We start from the raw sequence: 22,707 nt of genomic DNA on the forward strand, positions 1-22,707 counted from the left end.
GTTTTGCTATTCGTGAAGGTGGTCGTACTGTTGGTGCCGGTATCGTCTCTAAGATCATTGAATAAATAATGCTTGTTGAGTGCTTTGATTATTGAAGGCACTTTGTATAACAGGGAAATAAAGAGCATGAACAGTCAGAATATTCGCATTCGCTTGAAAGCGTTTGATCATAGAATTCTTGATACGTCGACGCGTGAGATCGTATCGACTGCTAAACGTACCGGTGCAAATGTCCGTGGTCCCATTCCGCTTCCAACGCGGATTGAGAAGTTTACGGTCAATCGTGGACCGCATATCGATAAGAAAAGTCGTGAGCAGTTTGAGATGCGAACACATAAGCGTCTTCTTGACATTGTTGATCCAACGCCGCAAACAGTGGATGCGCTTATGAAGCTCGATCTTTCTGCTGGTGTGGATGTAGAAATTAAGCTCTGAGGTTTGAGGACAGAAGGAACAGACCCGATGCGTTCAGGTGTAATAGCACAGAAGCTGGGCATGACCCGTATTTATAATGATGCTGGTGAGCATGTGCCGGTGACGGTACTTCGTTTGGAGAATTGTCAAGTCGTTGCTCAGCGTACAGTTGAAAAGAATGGTTATACTGCTGTTCAATTAGGTGTAGGCTTTGCTAAGGTTAAGAATACTTCACAAGCTCTTCGTGGACATTTTGCTAAGGCTTCTGTTGAGCCTAAAGCCAAAATAGCAGAGTTTCGTGTGAGTCCCGACAATCTTCTTGATGTTGGGACTGAGATTACAGTGGAACATTTTGTTCCAGGACAAAGAGTTGATGTGACTGGTACCAGTATTGGTAAGGGGTTTGCTGGTGTTATGAAACGACATAACTTTGGTGGGCATCGTGCTTCTCATGGTAATTCGATTACACATCGTGCTCATGGTTCTACAGGGCAGTGCCAAGATCCTGGTAAAGTTTTTAAAGGTAAAAAAATGGCTGGCCATATGGGGCAAGTGCGTGTAACAACACAGAATATTGAAGTTATTTCCACTGATAGTGAGCGTGGTTTAATTTTAGTGCGTGGTGCTGTTTCTGGTTCTAAAGGTTCTTGGATTTTGATACGGGATGCTGTGAAGAAGCGTCTTCCTGATAATGCTCCAAAGCCTGCTGGTATTCGCCGTCTTGTGAAGGAGAAAGCGGAAATGGTTACTCCGGTGACGGAAACCTCTGAGGTTGAGGGAGCCTAATAATGGATCTTGTAATTAAAACTCTTGATGGTAATGAAGCTGGCAAATTAAAGGTTTCTAAAGCTATTTTTGATCTTGTTCCGCGTGAGGATATTTTGCAACGTGTTGTTCGTTGGCAGCTTGCACGTCGTCAGCAGGGAAGTCATCAATCCCAAGGTCGTTCTGATGTGTCGCGAACAGGGGCAAAAATGTTTAAACAGAAAGGAACTGGGCGTGCTCGACATTCATCTGCACGTGCACCGCAGTTTAGGGGTGGGGGTAAGGCTCATGGACCAGTGGTTCGTAGCCATGCGCATGATCTTCCTAAAAAGATTCGTGCTCTTGGGTTACGTCTTGCTTTATCTGCAAAATTAAAAGCAAAAGATTTAATTATTGTGGATGAGTTGACTGTTAAGGATGCTAAAACGAAAATGCTTGTTTCTCATTTTTCTAAGCTTGGATTTAATAACGCTCTCTTGATTGATGGTAAAGAGATTGATATTAACTTTTTTCGTGCAGCCTCTAATATCCCTAATATTGACATTTTGCCTATTCAGGGAATTAATGTTTATGATATTTTGCGTCGCAGCAAACTTGTTTTATCAAAAGCAGCTGTTGAGGCTCTTGAGGAGCGTTTTAAATGACAGATCTTCGCCATTATGATATAATTATTAGTCCAGTTATTACTGAAAAGGCGACTATGATTTCTGAATATAATCAAGTTGCTTTTAATGTCGCGCCGAAAGCGACGAAGCCTGAGATTAAGGCTGCTATTGAAGCGCTTTTTAGCGTAAAAGTTAAAGCAGTTAACACGGTAGTCCGTAAGGGTAAAGTGAAGCGTTTCAAAGGTATAGTTGGTCGGCAGAGTGATGTCAAAAAAGCGATCGTAACTCTGGCCAGTGGTCAGACTATCGACGTTTCGACAGGTCTTTAAGAGGCTCGGAGATAGGAATAATGGCACTTAAGCAATTTAATCCAACGACACCTGGGCAGCGTCAGCTTGTTATTGTGGAACGTTCTTGTCTTTATAAGGGAAAACCTGTAAAGATGTTAACTGAGGGTTTGTCTTCAAAGGGTGGGCGTAATAATCGCGGTCGTGTTACTGCTCGTTTTCAGGGTGGTGGACATAAACGTAGTTATCGGTTTGTCGACTTTAAGCGTCTTAAACGTGATGTTTCAGCAAAGGTTGAGCGTTTAGAATACGATCCTAATCGTACCGCTTTTATTGCTTTAATCCGCTATGAGGATGGGCAATTGAGTTATATTCTTGCACCACAGCGTCTTGGTGTTGGTGATTCTGTTATGGCTGGTTTAAATGTGGATGTTAAACCAGGTAATGCTATGCCTCTTGCTAATATGCCTGTAGGTACAATTATTCATAATGTTGAGATGAAGCCAGGGAAAGGCGGACAGATTGCACGTTCAGCAGGTGCTTATGCGCAGTTGGTTGGACGAGATCATGGTATGGCTATTCTTCGTTTAAATTCTGGTGAGCAGCGTTTGGTTCCGAGTAGCTGTTTTGCAACTGTTGGCGCTGTTTCAAATCCTGATCATGGGAATATTAATGATGGTAAGGCGGGGCGGTCACGTTGGCGTGGTAAACGTCCACATGTTCGTGGTGTTGCTATGAACCCCGTTGATCACCCACACGGTGGTGGTGAAGGTCGTACATCGGGGGGGCGCCATCCAGTTTCTCCTTGGGGTAAACCTACAAAAGGTAAGCGTACGCGCTCCAATAAAGCCACTGATAAATTTATTATGCGTACGCGTCATCAACGCAAGAAATGAGAAAGGTAGTCTGAGGTGGTTCGTTCAGTGTGGAAAGGTCCGTTTGTTGACGGCTATCTTCTTGGTAAAGCAGAGAAGGTACGTGCAAGTGGGCGCAACGAAGTTATAAAAATATGGAGTCGTCGCTCTACTATTTTACCGCAATTTGTTGGTTTAACTTTTGGTGTTTACAACGGTAATAAGCATATTCCTGTTTCTGTTTCTGAAGAGATGGTTGGGCATAAGTTTGGTGAGTTCGCTCCTACCCGGACTTATTATGGTCATGGTGCTGATAAGAAAGCGAAGAGGAAGTAGGAATGGGAAAAGCTAAAGTTTCGCGCCAGCTTAAAGATAATGAAGCAAGAGCTGTCACGCGGACAATTCGTGTTAGTCCGCAGAAGCTTAATTTAGTTGCTGCAATGATTCGTGGTAAAAGAGTTAATGTAGCGCTCGCTGATTTGATGTTTTCACGCAAGCGTATTGCTGCTACTGTGAAAAAAACGCTTGAATCAGCAATTGCAAATGCAGAAAATAACCACGATCTTGATATTGATTCGCTTGTTGTGGCGGAAGCTTATGTTGGTAAGTCGATAGTGATGAAGCGCTTTCATGTTCGTGGTCGAGGGCGTGCTAGTAGAATTGAACGTCCATTTTCGCATCTTACTGTTATTGTTCGTGAAGTTACCGAAAAAGTGGAGGCCGCGTAATGGGGCAGAAGATCAATCCAATAGGACTTCGTCTTGGTGTTAATCGGACTTGGGACTCTCGTTGGTATGCTGATAGTGGTGAATATGGGCGCCTTCTTCATGAAGATTTGAAAATTCGTTCATATGTGCTTGAGGAGCTTAAACAGGCGGCTATTTCTAAGGTTGTTATTGAGCGTCCTCATAAAAAGTGTCGTATTACAATTCATTCTGCACGTCCTGGTTTGATTATTGGTAAAAAGGGTGCTGATATCGAAAAGCTTCGTCGTAAGCTATCAGAAATGACGGATGCTGAAACTTCATTGAATATTGTGGAGATTCGTAAACCGGAGATTGATGCGACAATTATTGCGCAATCAATTGCTCAACAGTTAGAGCGTCGTGTTGCTTTTCGTCGTGCAATGAAGCGTGCTGTTCAGTCTGCTATGCGTCTTGGTGCGGAAGGTATTCGTATCAATTGTTCTGGCCGTCTTGGTGGTGCTGAAATTGCTCGTATGGAATGGTATCGTGAAGGTCGTGTTCCACTTCATACCTTGCGTTCTGATGTTGATTACGGTACAGCAGAAGCTAAGACCGCTTATGGTATTTGTGGTATTAAAGTTTGGGTCTTTAAGGGTGAGATTCTTGAGCATGATCCGATGGCTTCAGAACGTCGTGCTACGGAAGCTGATCAATCTGGTTCTTCATCGAATCGTCGCCGCGAAAATGCTTAGTTTTTGAGATTGAACTAAAATTTGGAGTAGAGAACAATGTTGCAGCCAAAGCGCACAAAGTTCCGTAAACAGTTCAAAGGCCGTATTCACGGTTTTGCGAAGGGTGGTACGGATTTGAATTTCGGTGCCTACGGTTTGAAGGCTGTTGAGCCGGAGCGGGTTACTGCTCGTCAAATTGAAGCGGCGCGTCGTGCGATTACACGTTATATGAAGCGTTCTGGTCGTGTGTGGATTCGCATTTTTCCAGATCTTCCGGTTACATCTAAACCGACTGAAGTTCGTATGGGTAAAGGTAAGGGAAGTGTTGATTATTGGGCTGCACGTGTTGCTCCTGGGCGCGTCATGTTTGAGCTTGATGGAGTTCCGGAGGATGTTGCACGTGAAGCACTAAGATTGGGTGCTGCAAAGTTGCCTATAAAAACGCGTTTCATCCAGCGTATTGCTGAATAATGAGGTTAAGCGATGAGAGCCACAGAATTACGGGCGCAAACGCTCGACCAAATGAAAGATGAATTGGCTAAGTTAAAGAAAGAGCAATTTAATTTGCGTTTTCAAAAAGCAACAGGTCAATTAGAAAAGACTGCGCGCGTTAGACAAGTTCGTCGTGATATTGCGCGTATTAAAACTTTTCTTCGTCAAAAGATAAGTGAAAGTAAGGTTTAAGGAAATAAGAGATGCCTAAACGCGTTTTGCAGGGTGTTGTTATTAGCGACAAAAGTGATAAGACTGTTGTTGTCAAAGTTGAACGCCGTTATTCTCATCCGCTTCTTAAGAAGACTGTTCGGCAGTCTAAAAATTATAAAGCGCATGACGAAAACAACCAATTCAAGATTGGGGATCAAGTTTCTATTCAAGAATCTAGACCAATTTCGAAAGATAAATGTTGGATTGTTGTAAAAGACAATGTAGCGTAAAGAGTTAAGCTTATTGTTTTAGAATTTAACAGTGTGGTTATCATTGATAAATTTGAAGACGATAACTTTATCGTTATTTGGCAGGCAAATCCGAGTGTGTAAAGATACAATCGGATATATGTGTTAAGAGAAGGTGGCCAGTCATGATTCAGATGCAAACAAACCTCGACGTTGCTGATAATTCTGGAGCGCGTCGTGTCATGTGCATCAAAGTGTTAGGCGGTTCAAAGCGGAAATATGCTTCGGTCGGTGACATTATTGTTGTTTCGGTTAAGGATGCAATTCCTCGTGGCCGTGTTAAAAAAGGTGATGTTATGAAAGCTGTTGTGGTTCGTACTGCTAAGGATATTCGTCGCGCAGATGGTAGTGTCATTCGTTTTGATAGTAATGCTGCGGTTTTAGTGGATAACAAAAAAGAGCCGATCGGTACTCGTATCTTTGGACCTGTTCCTCGTGAATTGCGTGGTAGGAATCATATGAAGATCATCTCGCTTGCTCCTGAAGTTCTGTAAGGAGTAAATGTTATGCAAAAGATTCGAAAAGGTGATAAAGTTGTTGTTTTGTCCGGTAAGGATAAAGGATGTAGTGGTGAAGTAATTAAGGTTAATCCAAAAGAGAATAAGGCTTTTGTTCGTGGGATTAATATGATTAAACGTCATCAACGTCAAACGCAGAAGCAAGAAGCTGGAATTATTTCTAAAGAAGCTCCGATTCATCTGTCTAATTTGGCGATTGCTGATCCTAAAGATGGTAAGCCTACACGTGTAGGCTTTCGTATGAATGCAGATGGTAATAAAGTTCGTTTTGCCAAGCGTTCGGGAGAGTTGATTAATGGCTGAGGAAAGACAAATACCGCGTATGAAAGCGCATTATTTTGAAGTGATTCGTAAAGTGCTTCAAGAGAAGTTTAATTACAGAAATGCGATGCAAATTCCGCGGATTGATAAAGTTGTAATAAATATGGGGATAGGTGAAGCAACTGCTGATTCGAAGAAGCCTTCCCTTGCCGCTGAGGATTTAGGGCTAATAACGGGTCAGAAGGCTGTTGTTACGCGTGCGCGTAATTCTATTGCGACCTTTAAGGTTCGTGAAGGAATGCCTCTTGGGGCTAAAGTTACATTGCGTAAAGATCGTATGTTTGAGTTTTTAGATCGTCTTGTGACGATTGCTCTTCCGCGGGTTCGTGACTTTCGTGGTTTAAATCCAAAGAGTTTTGATGGTCGTGGCAATTTTGCTATGGGTATTAAAGAACACATTGTGTTTCCAGAAATCAACTATGATAAAGTTGATCAAATTTGGGGCATGGATATTATCGTTTGTACGACAGCGAAAACGGATGATGAAGCTCGTGAGTTATTGCGTGCTTTTAATTTTCCTTTTCGTTCGTAACGGCAAACGTAGTGAGGTGAAATTATGGCCAAAGTAAGTGCCGTTGAAAAAAATAAGCGTCGTGAGGTGATGGTAAAGCGCTATGCTGCCCGTCGTGCACGTTTGAAAGCAATAGTTATGGATCAGAAGGTTTCTCTTGAGGAACGTTTTAAAGCTTCTGTTCAGTTGGCAGAGTTGCCGCGTAATTCTTCGAAAGTTCGTATTCGTAATCGCTGTGAGGTTTCAGGTCGTCCGCGGGCTTATTATCGTAAATTAAAAATGTCGCGAATTGCGTTGCGTGAGCTTGGCTCTATTGGCTATATTCCTGGTATTGTAAAGTCTAGTTGGTAAGAGGAGATTATTTAATGTCTATGTCAGATCCTCTTGGTGATATGTTAACACGTATTCGTAATGCACTTGGTCGTAAAAAAGGTAAAGTAGTTACTCCAGATTCGAAGCTTCGTGCGCACGTTCTTGATGTTCTTCAGTCGGAGGGTTATATTCGCGGATATAATCGAATTGATTTAGGTGATGGGAAAGCGGAGATTGAAATCGAATTGAAGTATTTTGAAGGGCTGGCTGCTATTCGTGAGATTTCACGTGTATCAAAGCCAGGGCGTCGTGTGTATGTTTCTGCTAAGTCACTTCCTCAGGTGGCAAATGGCCTTGGTATTTCGATTTTATCGACTCCTAAAGGCGTCATGGCAGATCATGAGGCGCGTGAACAGAATGTTGGTGGAGAACTCCTTTGTCGTGTTTTCTAAGTTATGTCAAGAAAACGGAAGAAAAAGTAGGTTAGAACAATGTCTCGTATTGGAAAGAAACCCATTTCAATTCCTTCTGGAGTTGCTGCTACTGTTGAAGGACAGCTGGTTAAGGCAAAAGGTCCAAAAGGTGAGCTGAGTTACGTCGTCAATGATGAAGTCTTAGTCAAACTTGAGGAGAATATCATATCAGTTATGCCGCGGGATCAGTCAAAAGATGCGCGTTCTAAATGGGGTATGTCGCGCTCAATGATTGAGAACATTTTTTGTGGTGTGAAAGATGGTTTTGAAAAGAGGTTGGAGATTAATGGGGTTGGTTATCGTGCTGCTTTGCAGGGTAAAGATGTTCAACTATCTCTGGGCTTTTCGCATGATGTGGTTTATAAAGTTCCGTCGGGTGTTACTGTGACTGTTCCTAAGCCAACGGAAATTGTTGTTTCTGGAATTGATAAACAGCAAGTTGGACAAGTTGCAGCGGAAATTCGTGAGTATCGTAAGCCTGAGCCTTATAAAGGTAAAGGTGTTAAGCATGCAGATGAACGTATCTTCCGTAAAGAAGGTAAAAAGAAATAAGGATTTTGTATTATGGTTTCATCTAAGGACATTATCCAACGTCGTGCAAGGCGCGTTCGTCGTAGAATTAAAATGGTTTCTCATGATCGTCCTCGGCTTAGTGTTTATCGTTCAAATCAGAACATTTATGCTCAAGTTATCGATGATTTGCGGGGATGTACACTTGTTTCAGCCTCTACCCTTGAAAGTGATTTGAAAAAATCGTTAAAGAGTGGTGCTGATAAAAAGGCGGCCTTTGCTGTTGGTAAGTTAATTGCTGAGCGTGCGAAGAAAGCGGGTGTTAATGAGGTGGTTTTTGATCGTGGAGCGTATGTGTACCATGGTCGCGTCAAAGCTTTAGCTGAAGCTGCTCGTGAAGGTGGTTTGAGTTTCTAAAATTTCTTATTTATGAATGAGTAAGGAGAGTTTAGAGTATTTCGTTTAAGTTCTTCCAGTTTGATGAGGGACTTTGTTATCGTGCTTCCGGAAAAGAAAAAGGAATGAGGAATGGCACAAAAAGAACGTGGTGAGAGAGAAGAACGCGATAATGAATTTGTCGATAGGCTCGTTCATATCAATCGTGTTGCTAAAGTTGTAAAGGGTGGTCGGCGTTTTGGTTTTGCTGCTCTTGTTGTCGTTGGAGATCAAAAAGGCCGTGTGGGTTTTGGACATGGTAAAGCCCGTGAAGTTCCAGAAGCCGTTCGTAAAGCAACGGAATCTGCAAAACGTGGGATGATTTATGTTCCACTTCGGTCTGGGCGTACATTGCATCATGATCTTGAAGGTCGTCACGGAGCTGGGCGTGTTTTGCTACGCTCGGCTTCTGCTGGTACTGGTATTATTGCTGGGGGGCCAATGCGTGCTATTTTTGAAGCTCTTGGTATGCAGGATGTCGTTGCAAAATCACTAGGATCGTCGAATCCTTATAACATGGTTCGTGCAACATTTGATGCATTGAAACATCAAATGCATCCTAGAGATATTGCTGCTCAACGTGGTATAAAGTATTCGACTTTGCAGGCGCGTCGTCGCCATTTAGTCGACCTAGAAGGGTAGTTTCTGAGATTATCAGAAAAGGAATTAGGAAATGGTTCAGAAAAAATCTCAGAGTGGTAAAACTGTGACGGTGGAACAAATTGGAAGCCCTATTCGAAACTCACAGATTCAGCGTGCAACCTTAAAGGGGCTTGGACTAAATAAAATGCGTCGTCGGCGCGTTTTAGATGATACACTTTGTGTGCGGGGTATGATTGCTCGGGTTCGGCATCTTGTTCGCGTTATAGATGAAGGTTAAGGGTTGCGGGAGTATTAGATATGAAACTCAATGAACTGCGTGATTGCGAAGGCGCAACAAAAAATCGTAAGCGTGTTGGGCGTGGTATTGGTTCCGGTACGGGTAAGACTGGCGGTCGTGGTGTAAAAGGGCAAAAGTCACGTTCTGGTGTTTCCCTTAATGGTTTTGAAGGTGGGCAAATGCCCATCTATCGTCGTTTGCCAAAACGTGGATTTAGGAATTTCTTTACTAAAACCTACAATGAAGTTTCACTAGGACGTATTCAGTTGGCAGTTGATGCAGGTAAGTTGAATATTGAAAAGCCTGTTGATATGGTTTCTTTGAAAGAGGCTGGTATTATTCGTCGTGAAAAAGATGGGGTTCGTCTTCTTTCTGATGGTGATTTGAAGGCTAAGATTACCTTTCATGTTTCTGGTGCTTCACAAGCTGCTCGTGTTAAGATTGAAAAAGTGGGTGGTCAGGTTATTCTTCCTGATATTGCTCGATAATTTTTTAATATGAATAGAGACCTAAAGAAGAATAATATCTGTTTTGTGGGATCTTTTGTGGAGAATTGTTTAAGTTCTGCATTTGTTTGTGTATGCATATATGAATTTTAGGATTATACTTCTGTGATTTGAAGAACTGGAGTGTAAAGTGGAGACGTTTTATGGCATCAGCAGCAGAGCAATTTGCTTCCAATATAAATTTCGGCACCTTTTCGCGTGCAACTGAATTAAAGAAACGCATCTGGTTTACTCTGTTGGCGCTTCTTGTATATCGTTTTGGCACTTACATCTCTCTTCCAGGTATCAATATCGATGCTTTGCGGCAAACATTTGAACATCACGCGTCGGGTGTATTAGGACTCTTTAATATGTTTGCTGGAGGTGCTGTTGGGCGTATGGCTATTTTTGCGCTGGGTATCATGCCTTATATATCGGCATCTATTATTGTGCAATTGTTAACATCTATTATTCCTTCTTTGGAAACTCTTAAAAAAGAAGGGGATTTAGGTCGTAAGATTATCAATCAATATACGCGTTATGTAACAGTCGTATTGGCAATTCTACAAGCTTTTGGTATTGCGGTTGCGCTTGAAAGCGGTATAGGGTCGGGGCTTCAAATTGTTTTAGAACCAGGTCTTATGTTTCGTATTTCTTCTGTTATTACGCTTGTTGGCGGAACGATGTTTCTTATGTGGCTTGGCGAGCAAATTACGTCACGTGGTATTGGTAATGGGGTTTCTCTTATCATTTTTACAGGGATTGTAGCCAACTTTCCTTCTACTTTTGCTCAGCTTTTGACAGCTCATAGTCAGGCTGATTTATCAACTTTTCTTTTAATAGGAATCGTTCTTATTGCTGTTTTGGTTATTGGGCTTATTGTTTTTATAGAGCGTGCGCAACGGCGAATTCTTATCCAATACCCGAAACGTCAGGTCGGTAATCAAATGTTTCAAGGAGATATGTCGCATCTTCCTTTAAAGTTGAATACTGCTGGCGTTATTCCACCTATTTTTGCTTCATCTTTATTATTATTACCTGCCACTATTAATAATTTTTCTGATAAAATGCCACAATGGGTTCAGGAGATTTCTTATGCTCTTGGTCATGGACAGCCACTTTATATGATTGTTTATGCATTTTTAATGGCGTTTTTTTGCTTTTTTTATACAGCTATTGTGTTTAATCCAAGTGATACTGCAGATCAGTTGAAAAAACATTCTGGTTTTATTCCAGGGATTCGTCCAGGTGAGCGTACAGCCGAATATATTGATTACGTTTTGACGCGTATTACTGTTGTGGGCGCTATTTATATTATCTTGGTTTGTTTGTTACCTGAATTTATGATATCTGCATTACAGGTTCCTTTTTATCTTGGGGGAACATCCTTGTTGATTGTTGTTACTGTTACACTTGATACGGTTGCTCAAATTCAGGGGCATCTTGTTGCCCACCAATATGAAGGGTTGATAAAAAAATCAAAACTTCGTGGAGGTAGAAGGAATCGATGAGAGTTATTCTTTTAGGTCCTCCTGGAGCGGGAAAAGGTACGCAAGCAAAAATGTTGACTGAGGAATATAACATTCCTCATTTATCAACAGGGGATATGTTGCGTGAGGTGATTGCCAAAGAAACGGAGATTGGTAAAAAAGCTAAAGCTATTATAAGTTCTGGTGCTTTGGTACCTGATAGTATTGTTAATCAAATCGTATCAGATCGGATTGATGAAGCTGATTGTGTAAACGGTTTTGTTTTGGATGGATATCCGCGAACTGTGGGGCAAGCAGAAGCGTTGCAACAGATACTGGATTCAAAAAATATGCGGCTTAATGCTGTTATTGAATTGTGTGTTGATGAAGACGTGTTGATTGAACGTATGAAGAAGCGCGTTGAGGAAACAATAGCGGCTGGTGGACAGGTTCGTTTAGATGACAATCCTGTTGCTTTTGCAAAAAGATTAGTAGAATATCGTGAAAAAACAGCTCCCTTATCAAAATTTTATTCAGAGAGGGGAATGTTGAAGGTTATTGATGGAATGATTGGTGTTGCTGAAGTGACACGTATGATTAGAGGGTTTCTTTCATGAGATTTTTTTTAGAAATAAATGAAAAGAGTTGACTTTTGAGATGAAATCTATCAAAAGTGAATCTAATTTATTTTAGTGAAATAATAGGATTCGGAAGAATTTTTTTCTGAGTCTATTTTTTTCTGTAAGGTATATCAGGTATTTTATAACAATTTGTCAAAATAACTAAGGAGAGTAGGCGTGGCTCGTATTGCTGGCGTCAATATCCCGACAAATAAGCGTGTAATTATTGCGCTTCAATATATCCACGGGATTGGACCAAAATTTGCTCAAGAAATTATTGAAAGAGTTGGCATTCCTTTGGGGCGTCGTGTGCATGAGCTTTCAGATGCTGAGGTGCTGCAGATTCGTGAGGCAATAGATCAGGGGTATCAAGTTGAAGGTGATCTTCGTCGTGAGGTTGCTATGAATGTTAAGCGTTTGATGGATCTTGGTTGTTATCGAGGATTGCGTCATCGCCGGTCTTTGCCTGTCCGAGGACAGCGTACACATACGAATGCCCGTACACGTAAAGGTCCGGCTAAGGCAATCGCCGGTAAGAAGAAATAAGGGCCTTTGTGGAAGGTTTTTTATATATTCTTTTTCTTGTTTGATTTTTTTTGACAAGGAAAAAAGGTGGAGCTGCTGATGTTACGGCAGTGATGAGATCGTTGAAAGGGAAATTATGGCCAAGGAAGCCACACGTGTTCGTCGTCGCGAACGTAAAAATATTTCATCGGGTGTTGTGCATATTAATTCAACATTTAATAACACAATGATTACTATTACTGATGCTCAGGGTAATGCAATTGCTTGGTCATCTGCGGGAGCTCAGGGGTTTAAAGGTGCGCGTAAATCGACACCTTTTGCTGCTCAAGTTGCTGCGGAGGATTGTGCAAGAAAAGCGCAAGAGCATGGTATGCGTTCTTTGGAAGTTGAAGTTTGTGGACCTGGATCAGGGCGTGAATCTGCTTTACGTGCATTGCAATCTGTTGGTTTTGTCATTACTTCTATTCGCGATGTAACACCAATTCCTCATAATGGATGTCGTCCGCGGAAAAGGCGGCGTGTTTAATTGGGTGTTGTTTTTTGTTGTCGGAGATTTCTCTGATGTTCACATTGGTCGTTACGATTGAATGGTAACGGAACTAAAGAACGGGAATAAAAATATGATCCAGAAAAACTGGCAGGAACTTATTAAACCCAATAAGGTTGAATCATGTGCACATGATAATCCAAATATTATAAGTGTGATTGCTGAACCTCTTGAGCGTGGTTTTGGTTTAACGTTAGGAAATGCGCTTCGTCGCGTTTTGTTATCTTCGCTTCGTGGTGCTGCTATTACTGCTGTGCAGATTGATGGTGTCTTGCATGAATTTTCATCGATTCCAGGTGTGCGTGAGGATGTTACGGATATTATTCTGAATATAAAAGAAATTGCGCTTCGTATGGAAGAAGAAGGGCCTAAACGTGTCGTCGTTTATAAAGAGGGGCCTGGTGTCGTGAAAGCGGGAGATATCAGTACAGTTGGGGATATGGAAATTCTAAATCCAGATCATGTTATTTGTACTCTTGATGAAGAAGCTGAAATTCGTATGGAATTTATTGTCAACACAGGAAAGGGGTATGTTCCATCTGATCGTAATTGTGTTGATGATGCACGTATAGGGCTTATTCCAATTGATAGTCTTTATTCACCTATCCGTAAGGTATCTTATAAAGTAGAAAATACACGCGAAGGTCAAGTTCTCGATTATGATAAATTAACGCTCACGATTGAAACAAACGGTGCTGTTAATGGTGAGGATGCTGTTGCTTTTGCAGCACGCATTCTTCAGGATCAATTATCGTTATTTATTAACTTTGAAGAGCCACAGAAGGAGCCTGTTGAAGAGGCTGATTCTGAGCTTTCTTTTAATCCTGCTCTTCTCAAAAAAGTGGATGAATTAGAACTTTCAGTTCGTTCGGCAAACTGTCTTAAGAATGATAATATTGTTTATATTGGTGATCTGATTCAAAAAACAGAATCTGAAATGCTTCGGACACCGAATTTTGGTCGCAAATCGTTGAATGAGATTAAAGAAGTTTTGGCGTGTATGGGTTTACATCTTGGGATGGAGATTCCTGCGTGGCCGCCTGAAAACATTGATGATCTTGCAAAACGTTATGAAGATCAATATTAAAATTAGAATTTAAGGAGAGGGCTTATGCGCCATAGTAAGTCAGGACGCAAGTTGAACCGTACTGCCAGTCACCGTAAAGCGATGTTTGCAAATATGGCAACTTCGTTGATCGAGCATGAGCAGATTGTGACAACACTTCCAAAGGCTAAGGAAATTCGTCCTATTGTTGAAAAACTCGTTACTCTTGGTAAGCGTGGTGGTTTGCATGCGCGTCGGCAAGCTATTGCAGCACTTCGTGATGCAGGAAAGGTTGCAAAATTATTTGATACGCTTGCGCCACGTTATGCATCACGCAACGGTGGGTATTTGCGTATTATGAAAGCGGGGTTTCGTACCGGTGATAATGCGCCCATGGCTGTTATAGAATTTGTTGATCGTGATGTTGAAGCGAAGGGTGCTGGGGATCGTGCTCGCATGGAAGCTTCTGAGAATGAAAAGGGAACATCTTCGTAGAGTTTTTTATTCTGTTGGATTTTTAAAGGCCGCCTTGTCTTGGGCGGTTTTTTTGTGAGCATTTTTAAGTTTGTTTTAGTTGAGAAATAGGTGCAGAGAGAAAATTATAGAATATTGAATTATCTTATTTTTATAATATTTATTGTTCAAATAGGTTGTTTTTATTCTCTATTATGAAATATTAATAGAGGTCCTTAATTTGCGGGGATACGTTTTTTTATTCTATTAATCTTCAACAGAATGTGCTGATTTTATAAGGAGTGGATTATGAGGTATTCTTTTTGGGTGCGGATTTTTTTTGCAATTATGATGCAGATATCATTTGATCATGTATATGCTCATGTTCCTCAAACACAAACAGAAATCACCCTTTCATTTGCTCCTTTAGTTAAAAAGACAGTTCCATCTGTTGTAAATATTTATGCAGCTCGACAAATTAGAGCTCGATCACCTTTTGAAGGCGATCCATTTTTTGAGCAATTTTTTGGTCGTTTTCAAAATAAATTTCCTGTTCGTAAGCAATCGTCATTAGGATCAGGGGTGATTGTTGATGCACGTGGTTTGATCGTTACAAATTACCACGTCATTAAAGATGCAAGCGAAATTAAAGTGGCTTTTTCTGATGGACGGGAGTTTGAGAGTAAGGTCGTGCTCAAAGATGAAGCAACTGATATTGCAATTCTTGAAGTTAAGGAAAAAGATGCTCAATTTCCGGTTCTTTCTTTGGGAAATTCTGATACTGTTGAAGTTGGTGATCTTGTTCTTGCTATTGGTAATCCCTTTGGTGTTGGTCAAACAGTTACAAGTGGTATTGTTTCAGCGCAAGCGCGTACACGTGTTGGGATTTCTGATTTTGACTTTTTTATTCAAACAGACGCAGCCATTAATCCAGGGAATTCTGGTGGCGCTTTAATTGATATGAAAGGTCAGTTAATCGGAATTAATACGGCTATTTATTCGCGTTCCGGTGGTTCTGTAGGGATTGGTTTTGCTATTCCAGTTAATCTTGTAAAAGTGATGCTTGATACTGTTAAACGCGGTGGAAAATATTTTGTGCCGCCTTATATTGGGGCTTCTTTTCAAAATGTTACAGCCGATATTGCTGGTGGTTTAGGTTTAGAACGTCCCTATGGTGCTCTGATTATTGAAGTTATCAAAGATAGTCCTGCTGAAAAAGCTGGATTGAAAGTAGGTGATGTTATTTTGAGTGTGCAGGGGGTACGCGTTGACAGTCCAGATAGTCTTGGTTATCGTTTGATGACAGCTGACGTTGAGCATAGTCTTGCCTTGGAATATTTACGAAGTGGAAAAACTTTAAAAACACAAATAACAGTTTCATCAATATCAGAAACTGCATTTTTAAAATCTGAAAAAATTACGGGTGACAGTCCTCTTGCTGGTGCTGAGGTGGTAGATTTAACACCGCAAAATAGTCGACGTTTTCATCTTCCTATATCTGCAAAAGGGGTTGTGATTACCAATCTTGAGGAAATGAGCAATGCAGCTGGAATTTTTCAGTCAGGAGATATTCTACGTGTTGTAAATGGCCATAAAATTCAAACAGTTCATCAGTTGAAAAAGGTTCTTATGCAAGGTCGCTCAAATATGTGGCAATTGGAATATGAACGTGATGGTATGTATATTCGCCAATTTATTCGTTGAGGTTTTTTTTTGAAGAAAGATTTTTTTACTTCGTCGTTTGATTTTCAAGTTAATAAAAATCAGCCACTTGCAGAAAGAATGCGCCCTTGTTCTCTCAATGATGTTGTGGGACAAAAGCATTTGATTGGAGAGGATGGTTTGCTTTCACGTATGGCGGCAACAGGCTCAATTGGATCGATGATTTTTTGGGGACCTCCAGGGACGGGAAAAACGACCGTTGCACGTTTGTTAGCCCTTGAAACAAATTTCGCGTTTGAACAGGTTTCTGCTATTTTTACAGGAGTTTCTGAACTTAAAAAGATTTTTGAAGTTGCGCAGAGGCGTTTTATATCTGGGGATAAAACACTTCTCTTTGTTGATGAAATTCATCGGTTTAATCGTGCACAGCAGGATAGTTTTCTTTCTGTGATGGAAGAGGGTACTGTGGTACTTATAGGTGCAACAACCGAAAATCCTTCTTTTGAACTGAATGCTGCCCTTCTTTCGCGTGCACGTGTTTTAACATTTCTTTCTCATGATCATGAAAGTTTGGATATGCTTTTGAGGCGTGCTGAAGAAGTGGAGGGAAAAACTCTTCCCTTGGATAATGATGCCAGAGACGTTTTGATAGAGATGTCTGATGGTGATGCGCGGGTTGCGTTAACATTGGCAGAGGAAGTTTGGTCTATTGCGCCATTGGGAGAGATTCTTGATGTTGTTGCTTTGCAAAAAGTTATTCAGCGTCGTGCGCCTATTTATGATAAAGGACGAGATGGGCATTATAATCTCATTTCAGCGTTGCATAAATCCGTTCGTGGATCTGATCCTGATGCTGCGCTTTATTATTTGGCACGTATGTTGGATGCTGGTGAAGATCCTCTCTATATTGGGCGAAGATTGGTTCGTATGGCCGTTGAAGATATTGGTTTGGCGGATCCTCAAGCTCTTGTCATTTGTAATGCAGCAAAAGATGCCTATGATTATTTAGGATCACCAGAAGGAGAGTTGGCCTTGGCGCAAGCATGTCTTTATGTTGCAACTGCGCCAAAGTCAAATGCAGCATATCTTGCGTATAAAGCAGCACTGCGTTGTGCACGCAAAAATGGCTCTTTACCACCTCCTAAGCATATTCTTAATGCTCCTACGAAATTTATGAAGGAAGAAGGGTATGGAAGTGGTTATTGTTATGACCATGATGAACCAGATGCTTTTTCAGGACAAGAATATTTTCCCGAAAAACTTGGACGTCAGAGTTATTATAAACCAGTTGAGCGTGGTTTTGAGCGTGAAATTGTGAAACGTCTTGAGTGGTGGCAACAGTTGCGCAAAAAACGTAAAGATCAAAATAAAATTTGAGTTGAAATACGTTTTTTATTGATCTCTTATGTTATTGTATGAGAAATTTAGCTTATATTTTAAACAATTTATTGCATTGCTTGTAGAGATTTTTTTGATATCTTCAAAAGTGCATATTTTTTCAAATTTAAATATATCATTCAACTTTTAAGCTGCTTTATTTTTTTTGGTTTTATTAAATAATATATTGACTTATAATGATAATTAACTGTTTCGTAAGTTGAATGAAAGTTTCAAATACCGTAAATTTCTCTCATCCCAAGTCTGTTATTTGTTGAAGCAATCAAGTTATTCGCTTGCATGTTACAAGCAGGATTAGCGTGTGATAAAAACTGTACAAGAAAGGACTAAAAATCCCTCCTATGAATTGTCTCAAGTGCCGAGAGCTGTTGCAATATTGGAGGATGATAAATAGTGTGATGGTGCCGGCTTGCTCCTTCTATAGAGTAAAGATGGTGATGCCTAAAGGGTTTTGCAGTATACCACATTCATAGGTGTTGTCACAAAATGAGCTTGGAAGTTTTGAGAGATGTTTCTTAAATCAAGTGCATGAATATGCAACACAATAGCGTTTTGTTCTTCGATGCAATAGGGTATGAGGTTGATTGATGATGCGTTTTTTGTGTGATCAATAGCGGGAGAATTCTTAGTCTCTCAAGTATTTAATCAAAGGGATAAGCAGAAGGGTTGTAGAACATTGTGTTTAAAATTAAATTGTTCCTTTTCTAGAGAGATATAAATATGTTAACTATGCTCCCATAGAGATATTACTTTATTGGAGTTTATTATGTGTCATAAGATAAGCAATGCCAATTCTTTATTGTGATGGTCATGAATGTTTATGGACATAATGTGGAGATAGGAATGGAAATAGTCTGTGAAACTCTAAACTCAAACCTTTAGTTAAATTAAAAGTACAGTGTACACTAAAGTTTTAGGTTATTATGAATTCGGTCAAGGATATAATCGTGGATAAAACAAAAGCTCTCGATGCTGCTCTCTCACAAATTGAACGTTCTTTTGGTAAAGGCTCGATTATGCGTCTTGGGCAAAAAGAGCAAGTTGTTGAAATTGAAACAATTCCAACAGGATCGTTATCCTTGGATATTGCTTTAGGGATTGGTGGATTACCGAAGGGGCGTATAGTTGAGATTTATGGACCAGAAAGTTCTGGGAAAACAACATTGGCTCTCCATGCTATTGCTGAGGCACAGAAAGGTGGTGGGATTTGTGCTTTTATTGATGCAGAGCATGCGCTTGATCCTATTTATGCGCGTAAGCTTGGTGTTGATTTAGAAAACTTGTTCATTTCTCAGCCAGATACCGGTGAACAGGCATTGGAAATTACAGAAACGTTGGTTCGTTCTGGTGCCGTTGATGTGCTTGTTGTGGATTCTGTCGCAGCTTTAACACCGCGAGCAGAAATTGACGGTGAAATGGGTGATGCTTTGCCCGGATTGCAAGCTCGGTTAATGAGTAAAGCGTTACGAAAATTAACCGCAGCAATTTTTCGCTCTAACTGTATGGTTGTTTTTATTAATCAAATTCGCATGAAAATTGGTGTGATGTTTGGTTCTCCTGAAACGACAACGGGTGGAAACGCTTTAAAGTTTTATGCTTCTGTTCGTTTAGATATTCGTCGCATTGGATCCATTAAAGATAGGGATTCAATTGTTGGTAATCAGACGCGCGTTAAAGTGGTGAAAAATAAATTGGCACCTCCATTCAAACAGGTTGAGTTTGATATTATTTATGGTGAAGGTATTTCCAAAGTAGGTGAGTTGATTGATTTGGGTGTCAAGGTTGGTGTTGTGGAAAAATCTGGTGCATGGTTTTCTTATAATTCTCAGCGTTTAGGGCAGGGGCGTGAGAATGCAAAGCAGTTTTTACGTGAACATGTGGAAATAGCTACAGAGATTGAAGCAGCTTTGCGCCAAAATGCTGGTTTGATTGCGATTGAATTGTTAGAAAATGCAGGGTCAGAAAATATAGAAAGTGATGAAGCCATTTGATGGGGCGTTTTTTTCGTCTATAATTTTTTTCTTTAAGATTTTCCTGTTTTTTTGTTTGAGTTTTTAAATACGCAGTCATTTTTTTCTCAATTTTTTAAAACAAATATTCCATTTTTGATTAAATTGACTCCATGCGTGGCGAAGAGGATTTAATGAGGGGGGATTTTTCTTTTATGGTTTTGTGCTGTATTGAGCAGGTGTCAACATGAATAGTGTTAATAATATTCGGTCAACATTTTTGGATTATTTTCATCGTAATGGGCATAAAGTTCTTTCTTCTAGTCCGCTTGTTCCGCGGAATGATCCTACACTTATGTTTACAAATGCAGGGATGGTGCAGTTTAAAAATGTTTTTACTGGACTTGAACAACCTTCTTATACGCAGGCAACAACGGCACAAAAATGTGTTCGTGCGGGTGGAAAGCATAATGATCTTGATAATGTTGGTTATACGGCGCGCCATCATACATTTTTTGAAATGTTGGGTAATTTTTCTTTTGGTGATTATTTCAAAGAAGAAGCCATTTTTTTATCATGGAATCTTTTAACAAAGGAATTTTGCCTGCCAAAAGATAAATTGTTGGTGACAGTTTATCAGAGTGATGATGTTGCTGCTGAACTGTGGCGTAAAATTTCTGGTCTTCCAGATGAAAAAATTGTCCGTATTGCGACGGTTGATAATTTTTGGTCGATGGGAGAAACAGGCCCTTGTGGGCCTTGTTCGGAGATTTTTTATGATCATGGTGATGAAATATGGGGCGGTCCTCCTGGAAGTGCTAATGAAGATGGGGATCGCTTTATTGAGATTTGGAATCTTGTTTTTATGCAGTATGAGCAAGTTTCCAAGGAAGAACGTGTTAACTTACCTCACCCTTCTATTGATACAGGCATGGGATTAGAGCGTATTGCTGCTGTTTTACAGGGCGTTCATGATAATTATAATATTGATCTTTTTCGTGCATTAATTGCTGCATCAGAAGAAATTACAGGGATTGAGGCAAAGGGTGATTTTATTGCCAGCCATCGTGTCATTGCTGATCATCTTCGCTCATCTGCATTTTTGATTGCTGATGGTGTGCTTCCTTCTAATGAAGGAAGAGGATATGTTTTACGTCGTATTATGCGTCGTGCTATGCGTCATGCGCATCTTCTTGGTGCTAAAGAGCCCTTAATGTGGCGACTTTTACCTGCTTTAATTCGCGAAATGGGACAAGCTTATCCTGAGTTGACACGTGCTGAATCTTTGATTTCAGAAACTTTAAGGTTAGAAGAAATACGTTTTCGTAAAACGCTTGAACGAGGACTTGGTTTGTTGAACGAAGCAAGTACCGATCTTAAAGAAGGGGACTATTTGAATGGTGAAGTTGCTTTCAAGCTCTATGATACCTATGGTTTTCCGCTTGATTTGACGCAAGATGTTCTTCGTCGTCGCGGAATATCTGTTGACGTTGGTGCTTTTGATAAAGCGATGGAACGCCAAAAAGAGGAGGCACGTGCCAATTGGTCTGGTTCTGGAGAAGCTGGAACAGAGAAAATCTGGTTTTCTGTTCGTGATCAAGTGGGGGCCACAGAGTTTTTAGGTTATGAAACTGAGACAGCGAAAGGTATTCTTACAGCTCTTGTATGTGATGGTAAAATTGTTGATCATATTTCTTCAGATCAGAAAGCTATGCTTGTTGTTAATCAGACACCTTTTTATGGTGAATCTGGTGGGCAAATTGGTGATAGCGGTATCATTTCTGGTGAAAATTTTATTTTTAAGGTGCATGATACCCAAAGAAAGGGTGATGGTGTTTTTATCCATATTGGGGAGGTGAAATCTGGTCAGGCATCGAGGTCTGATTGTGTAGAATTAACGGTTGATATTGTTCGTCGTAAGAAAATTCGTGCGAATCACTCTGCTACTCATTTGTTACACGAAGCTTTACGCCAAACATTGGGGGACCATGTTACACAAAAGGGTTCTCTTGTATCGCCAGATCGGTTGCGTTTTGATTTTTCCCATCCAAAATCCGTTTCACCAAAAGAGTTGAAAAAAATAGAAGATTTAGCCAATGAGATTATTTTGCAAAATAGTAAAGTAATAACGCGCCTCATGGCTGTAGATGAGGCCATTTCTGAAGGAGCCATGGCATTGTTTGGTGAAAAATATGGTGATGAAGTTCGCGTTGTTTCTATGGGGGAGCCACTTGAACAGGAAAGATTAAAAAAGCGTTGGTCAATTGAGCTTTGTGGAGGGACACATGTGGAGCGAACAGGTGATATTGGTTTAATTCATATTGTTTCTGAAAGTTCTGTTTCAGCTGGAGTGCGGCGTATTGAAGCTTTAACAGGCAAAGAAGCACGTCTTTATCTTAGCCGCCAAGATGAACGTATTCATGAAATCGCTGATCTTTTAAAAACTTCTTCTGCTGGTGTGGAAGAACGGGTGCGAATTTTGCTTGATGATCGTCGTAAACTTGAAAAAGAATTGAATGATGTACGCAAGAAAATGATGTTGAGTGGTGGAGTAACAGAAAGGAGCCAAGGTGATATTACCATCATCAATGGGCTTTCTTTTACTGGACGCATTGTTAAAAATATTTTACCACGGGATCTTAAGGCGCTCGTCGATTCTGAGAAAAAACAAATTGGATCTGGAGTGGTTGCTTTTATTAGTGTCTCGGAGGATGGAAAAGGGAGTGCTGTTGTCGGTGTTACGGATGATTTAACGGATAAATTAAATGCTGTAGATCTCGTTCGTATTCTTTCAGCGATGCTTGGTGGTAAAGGTGGAGGTGGCCGTCCTGATATGGCGCAGGCTGGTGGTCCTGAGGGGAACAAAGCTGATGAGGCATTTGCGGCACTAAAAGATTTTCTTGAAAAAAATTAAAGAATGAAATCATTCTGCATAGGTATTTTTCACATTGTTATATTTGGTTGGCATCTATGTATCATGAATATCTGTCTGGTGTATTTCTGAAATGCAGATACAGCGTAATTGGGGAAAATATAATTGTTAAAGATAAAAACAGTGTTTGTCTTTATCACCACTTTATCATTTGGCTTTATAGCTTCCAAGCGTTTCAGGAGTTACCTTTTTAAGATAAGATAGATTATGCAGCACTTCATGCTTTACTGTGTATTCTTTTACTAGGAAGACTAGTTATTGTGTTGCTCTTATAGATTTTTTGAAGAAACATCTCTTTTTATGAAAGGAAAAATACAAGATTTATTGCATACGATTATCCTTATAAAGTTATAAGCTATCATTATTC

Annotated in this window: 31 protein-coding genes and 1 pseudogene; all 32 read left to right on the top strand. The window is 40.4% G+C overall.

The window, feature by feature from the left end; genetic code table 11:
* Window positions 1–65, top strand: a pseudogene (locus tag ACFINY_RS02165) (elongation factor Tu); the annotation flags it as partial.
* Between the two features lie 61 nt (window positions 66–126).
* Entirely contained in the window at window positions 127–435 is a 309-nt protein-coding gene (gene rpsJ, locus ACFINY_RS02170; RefSeq protein ID WP_005773267.1) for a 30S ribosomal protein S10, read from the top strand.
* A 27-nt stretch (window positions 436–462) separates the two neighbouring features.
* Window positions 463–1,200, top strand: a complete 738-nt coding sequence (rplC, locus tag ACFINY_RS02175; RefSeq protein WP_273791404.1) for a 50S ribosomal protein L3 — start codon at window positions 463–465, stop codon at window positions 1,198–1,200.
* A 2-nt stretch (window positions 1,201–1,202) separates the two neighbouring features.
* A complete protein-coding gene (gene rplD, locus ACFINY_RS02180; protein ID WP_375611472.1) occupies window positions 1,203–1,823 on the top strand; it encodes a 50S ribosomal protein L4 in 621 nt (206 codons plus the stop codon).
* The gene (locus ACFINY_RS02185; RefSeq protein WP_375611473.1) at window positions 1,820–2,113 is read left to right on the top strand and encodes a 50S ribosomal protein L23; all 294 of its coding nucleotides are present in this window, start codon (window positions 1,820–1,822) and stop codon (window positions 2,111–2,113) included. Before rplD ends, ACFINY_RS02185 begins: the two co-directional genes overlap by 4 nt.
* A 20-nt stretch (window positions 2,114–2,133) precedes the next feature.
* Window positions 2,134–2,967: a 50S ribosomal protein L2 gene (gene rplB / locus ACFINY_RS02190; protein ID WP_375611474.1), complete on the top strand. Its 834-nt coding sequence runs from the start codon at window positions 2,134–2,136 to the stop codon at window positions 2,965–2,967.
* 15 nt (window positions 2,968–2,982) lie between these two features.
* On the top strand, window positions 2,983–3,261 hold the full coding sequence (gene rpsS, locus ACFINY_RS02195) for a 30S ribosomal protein S19 (protein WP_004855734.1): 279 nt from the start codon (window positions 2,983–2,985) through the stop codon (window positions 3,259–3,261).
* A 2-nt stretch (window positions 3,262–3,263) separates the two neighbouring features.
* Window positions 3,264–3,653: a 50S ribosomal protein L22 gene (gene rplV / locus ACFINY_RS02200; RefSeq protein ID WP_273791407.1), complete on the top strand. Its 390-nt coding sequence runs from the start codon at window positions 3,264–3,266 to the stop codon at window positions 3,651–3,653.
* On the top strand, window positions 3,653–4,363 hold the full coding sequence (rpsC, locus tag ACFINY_RS02205) for a 30S ribosomal protein S3 (RefSeq protein ID WP_273791408.1): 711 nt from the start codon (window positions 3,653–3,655) through the stop codon (window positions 4,361–4,363). The genes rplV and rpsC overlap by 1 nt, the downstream gene beginning before the upstream one ends.
* A gap of 36 nt (window positions 4,364–4,399) precedes the next feature.
* Complete coding sequence (rplP, locus tag ACFINY_RS02210; RefSeq protein WP_375611475.1) at window positions 4,400–4,813, top strand: 50S ribosomal protein L16; 414 nt, start codon at window positions 4,400–4,402, stop codon at window positions 4,811–4,813.
* A 12-nt stretch (window positions 4,814–4,825) separates the two neighbouring features.
* Window positions 4,826–5,026, top strand: a complete 201-nt coding sequence (gene rpmC, locus ACFINY_RS02215; RefSeq protein WP_375606714.1) for a 50S ribosomal protein L29 — start codon at window positions 4,826–4,828, stop codon at window positions 5,024–5,026.
* An 11-nt stretch (window positions 5,027–5,037) separates the two neighbouring features.
* Complete coding sequence (rpsQ, locus tag ACFINY_RS02220) at window positions 5,038–5,277, top strand: 30S ribosomal protein S17 (protein ID WP_012231991.1); 240 nt, start codon at window positions 5,038–5,040, stop codon at window positions 5,275–5,277.
* A 143-nt stretch (window positions 5,278–5,420) separates the two neighbouring features.
* A complete protein-coding gene (gene rplN / locus ACFINY_RS02225; protein ID WP_004855715.1) occupies window positions 5,421–5,789 on the top strand; it encodes a 50S ribosomal protein L14 in 369 nt (122 codons plus the stop codon).
* Between the two features lie 12 nt (window positions 5,790–5,801).
* Complete coding sequence (gene rplX, locus ACFINY_RS02230; RefSeq protein WP_375611476.1) at window positions 5,802–6,116, top strand: 50S ribosomal protein L24; 315 nt, start codon at window positions 5,802–5,804, stop codon at window positions 6,114–6,116.
* The gene (rplE, locus tag ACFINY_RS02235; RefSeq protein WP_375611477.1) at window positions 6,109–6,666 is read left to right on the top strand and encodes a 50S ribosomal protein L5; all 558 of its coding nucleotides are present in this window, start codon (window positions 6,109–6,111) and stop codon (window positions 6,664–6,666) included. The genes rplX and rplE overlap by 8 nt, the downstream gene beginning before the upstream one ends.
* A 24-nt stretch (window positions 6,667–6,690) precedes the next feature.
* The gene (gene rpsN / locus ACFINY_RS02240) at window positions 6,691–6,996 is read left to right on the top strand and encodes a 30S ribosomal protein S14 (RefSeq protein ID WP_273791412.1); all 306 of its coding nucleotides are present in this window, start codon (window positions 6,691–6,693) and stop codon (window positions 6,994–6,996) included.
* A gap of 14 nt (window positions 6,997–7,010) precedes the next feature.
* Window positions 7,011–7,409 carry a 30S ribosomal protein S8 gene (gene rpsH / locus ACFINY_RS02245; protein ID WP_375611478.1) on the top strand — a complete coding sequence of 133 codons (399 nt, stop codon included), beginning with the start codon at window positions 7,011–7,013 and terminating at the stop codon, window positions 7,407–7,409.
* Between the two features lie 39 nt (window positions 7,410–7,448).
* Complete coding sequence (gene rplF / locus ACFINY_RS02250; RefSeq protein ID WP_375611479.1) at window positions 7,449–7,982, top strand: 50S ribosomal protein L6; 534 nt, start codon at window positions 7,449–7,451, stop codon at window positions 7,980–7,982.
* Window positions 7,983–7,994: 12 nt separating this feature from the next.
* Entirely contained in the window at window positions 7,995–8,357 is a 363-nt protein-coding gene (gene rplR, locus ACFINY_RS02255) for a 50S ribosomal protein L18 (RefSeq protein WP_375611480.1), read from the top strand.
* Between the two features lie 111 nt (window positions 8,358–8,468).
* Window positions 8,469–9,017, top strand: coding sequence for a 30S ribosomal protein S5 (gene rpsE, locus ACFINY_RS02260; protein WP_015856574.1), 549 nt, complete (start codon window positions 8,469–8,471; stop codon window positions 9,015–9,017).
* Window positions 9,018–9,048: 31 nt separating this feature from the next.
* Window positions 9,049–9,255, top strand: coding sequence for a 50S ribosomal protein L30 (rpmD, locus tag ACFINY_RS02265; RefSeq protein WP_375611481.1), 207 nt, complete (start codon window positions 9,049–9,051; stop codon window positions 9,253–9,255).
* Window positions 9,256–9,275: 20 nt separating this feature from the next.
* Window positions 9,276–9,743 carry a 50S ribosomal protein L15 gene (rplO, locus tag ACFINY_RS02270; RefSeq protein WP_375611482.1) on the top strand — a complete coding sequence of 156 codons (468 nt, stop codon included), beginning with the start codon at window positions 9,276–9,278 and terminating at the stop codon, window positions 9,741–9,743.
* Between the two features lie 161 nt (window positions 9,744–9,904).
* The gene (secY, locus tag ACFINY_RS02275; RefSeq protein WP_375611483.1) at window positions 9,905–11,251 is read left to right on the top strand and encodes a preprotein translocase subunit SecY; all 1,347 of its coding nucleotides are present in this window, start codon (window positions 9,905–9,907) and stop codon (window positions 11,249–11,251) included.
* Window positions 11,248–11,826 carry an adenylate kinase gene (locus ACFINY_RS02280; protein WP_375681800.1) on the top strand — a complete coding sequence of 193 codons (579 nt, stop codon included), beginning with the start codon at window positions 11,248–11,250 and terminating at the stop codon, window positions 11,824–11,826. The genes secY and ACFINY_RS02280 overlap by 4 nt, the downstream gene beginning before the upstream one ends.
* A gap of 180 nt (window positions 11,827–12,006) precedes the next feature.
* Entirely contained in the window at window positions 12,007–12,375 is a 369-nt protein-coding gene (gene rpsM / locus ACFINY_RS02285; RefSeq protein WP_026500557.1) for a 30S ribosomal protein S13, read from the top strand.
* Window positions 12,376–12,490: 115 nt separating this feature from the next.
* Window positions 12,491–12,880, top strand: a complete 390-nt coding sequence (rpsK, locus tag ACFINY_RS02290) for a 30S ribosomal protein S11 (RefSeq protein ID WP_007347762.1) — start codon at window positions 12,491–12,493, stop codon at window positions 12,878–12,880.
* A gap of 94 nt (window positions 12,881–12,974) precedes the next feature.
* Window positions 12,975–13,988, top strand: a complete 1,014-nt coding sequence (locus ACFINY_RS02295) for a DNA-directed RNA polymerase subunit alpha (RefSeq protein WP_375611485.1) — start codon at window positions 12,975–12,977, stop codon at window positions 13,986–13,988.
* 24 nt (window positions 13,989–14,012) lie between these two features.
* The gene (rplQ, locus tag ACFINY_RS02300) at window positions 14,013–14,441 is read left to right on the top strand and encodes a 50S ribosomal protein L17 (protein ID WP_273791421.1); all 429 of its coding nucleotides are present in this window, start codon (window positions 14,013–14,015) and stop codon (window positions 14,439–14,441) included.
* A gap of 267 nt (window positions 14,442–14,708) precedes the next feature.
* On the top strand, window positions 14,709–16,103 hold the full coding sequence (locus ACFINY_RS02305; RefSeq protein WP_375700789.1) for a DegQ family serine endoprotease: 1,395 nt from the start codon (window positions 14,709–14,711) through the stop codon (window positions 16,101–16,103).
* A 9-nt stretch (window positions 16,104–16,112) separates the two neighbouring features.
* Window positions 16,113–17,438, top strand: coding sequence for a replication-associated recombination protein A (locus ACFINY_RS02310; RefSeq protein ID WP_375613137.1), 1,326 nt, complete (start codon window positions 16,113–16,115; stop codon window positions 17,436–17,438).
* A gap of 968 nt (window positions 17,439–18,406) precedes the next feature.
* Complete coding sequence (gene recA, locus ACFINY_RS02315) at window positions 18,407–19,450, top strand: recombinase RecA (RefSeq protein ID WP_273791424.1); 1,044 nt, start codon at window positions 18,407–18,409, stop codon at window positions 19,448–19,450.
* 205 nt (window positions 19,451–19,655) lie between these two features.
* Window positions 19,656–22,322: an alanine--tRNA ligase gene (gene alaS / locus ACFINY_RS02320; RefSeq protein ID WP_375700790.1), complete on the top strand. Its 2,667-nt coding sequence runs from the start codon at window positions 19,656–19,658 to the stop codon at window positions 22,320–22,322.
* Window positions 22,323–22,707 lie beyond the last annotated feature (385 nt).

The organism is Bartonella sp. AA23NXGY (genome assembly GCF_042197165.1).
Classification (GTDB): Bacteria; Pseudomonadota; Alphaproteobacteria; order Rhizobiales; family Rhizobiaceae; genus Bartonella.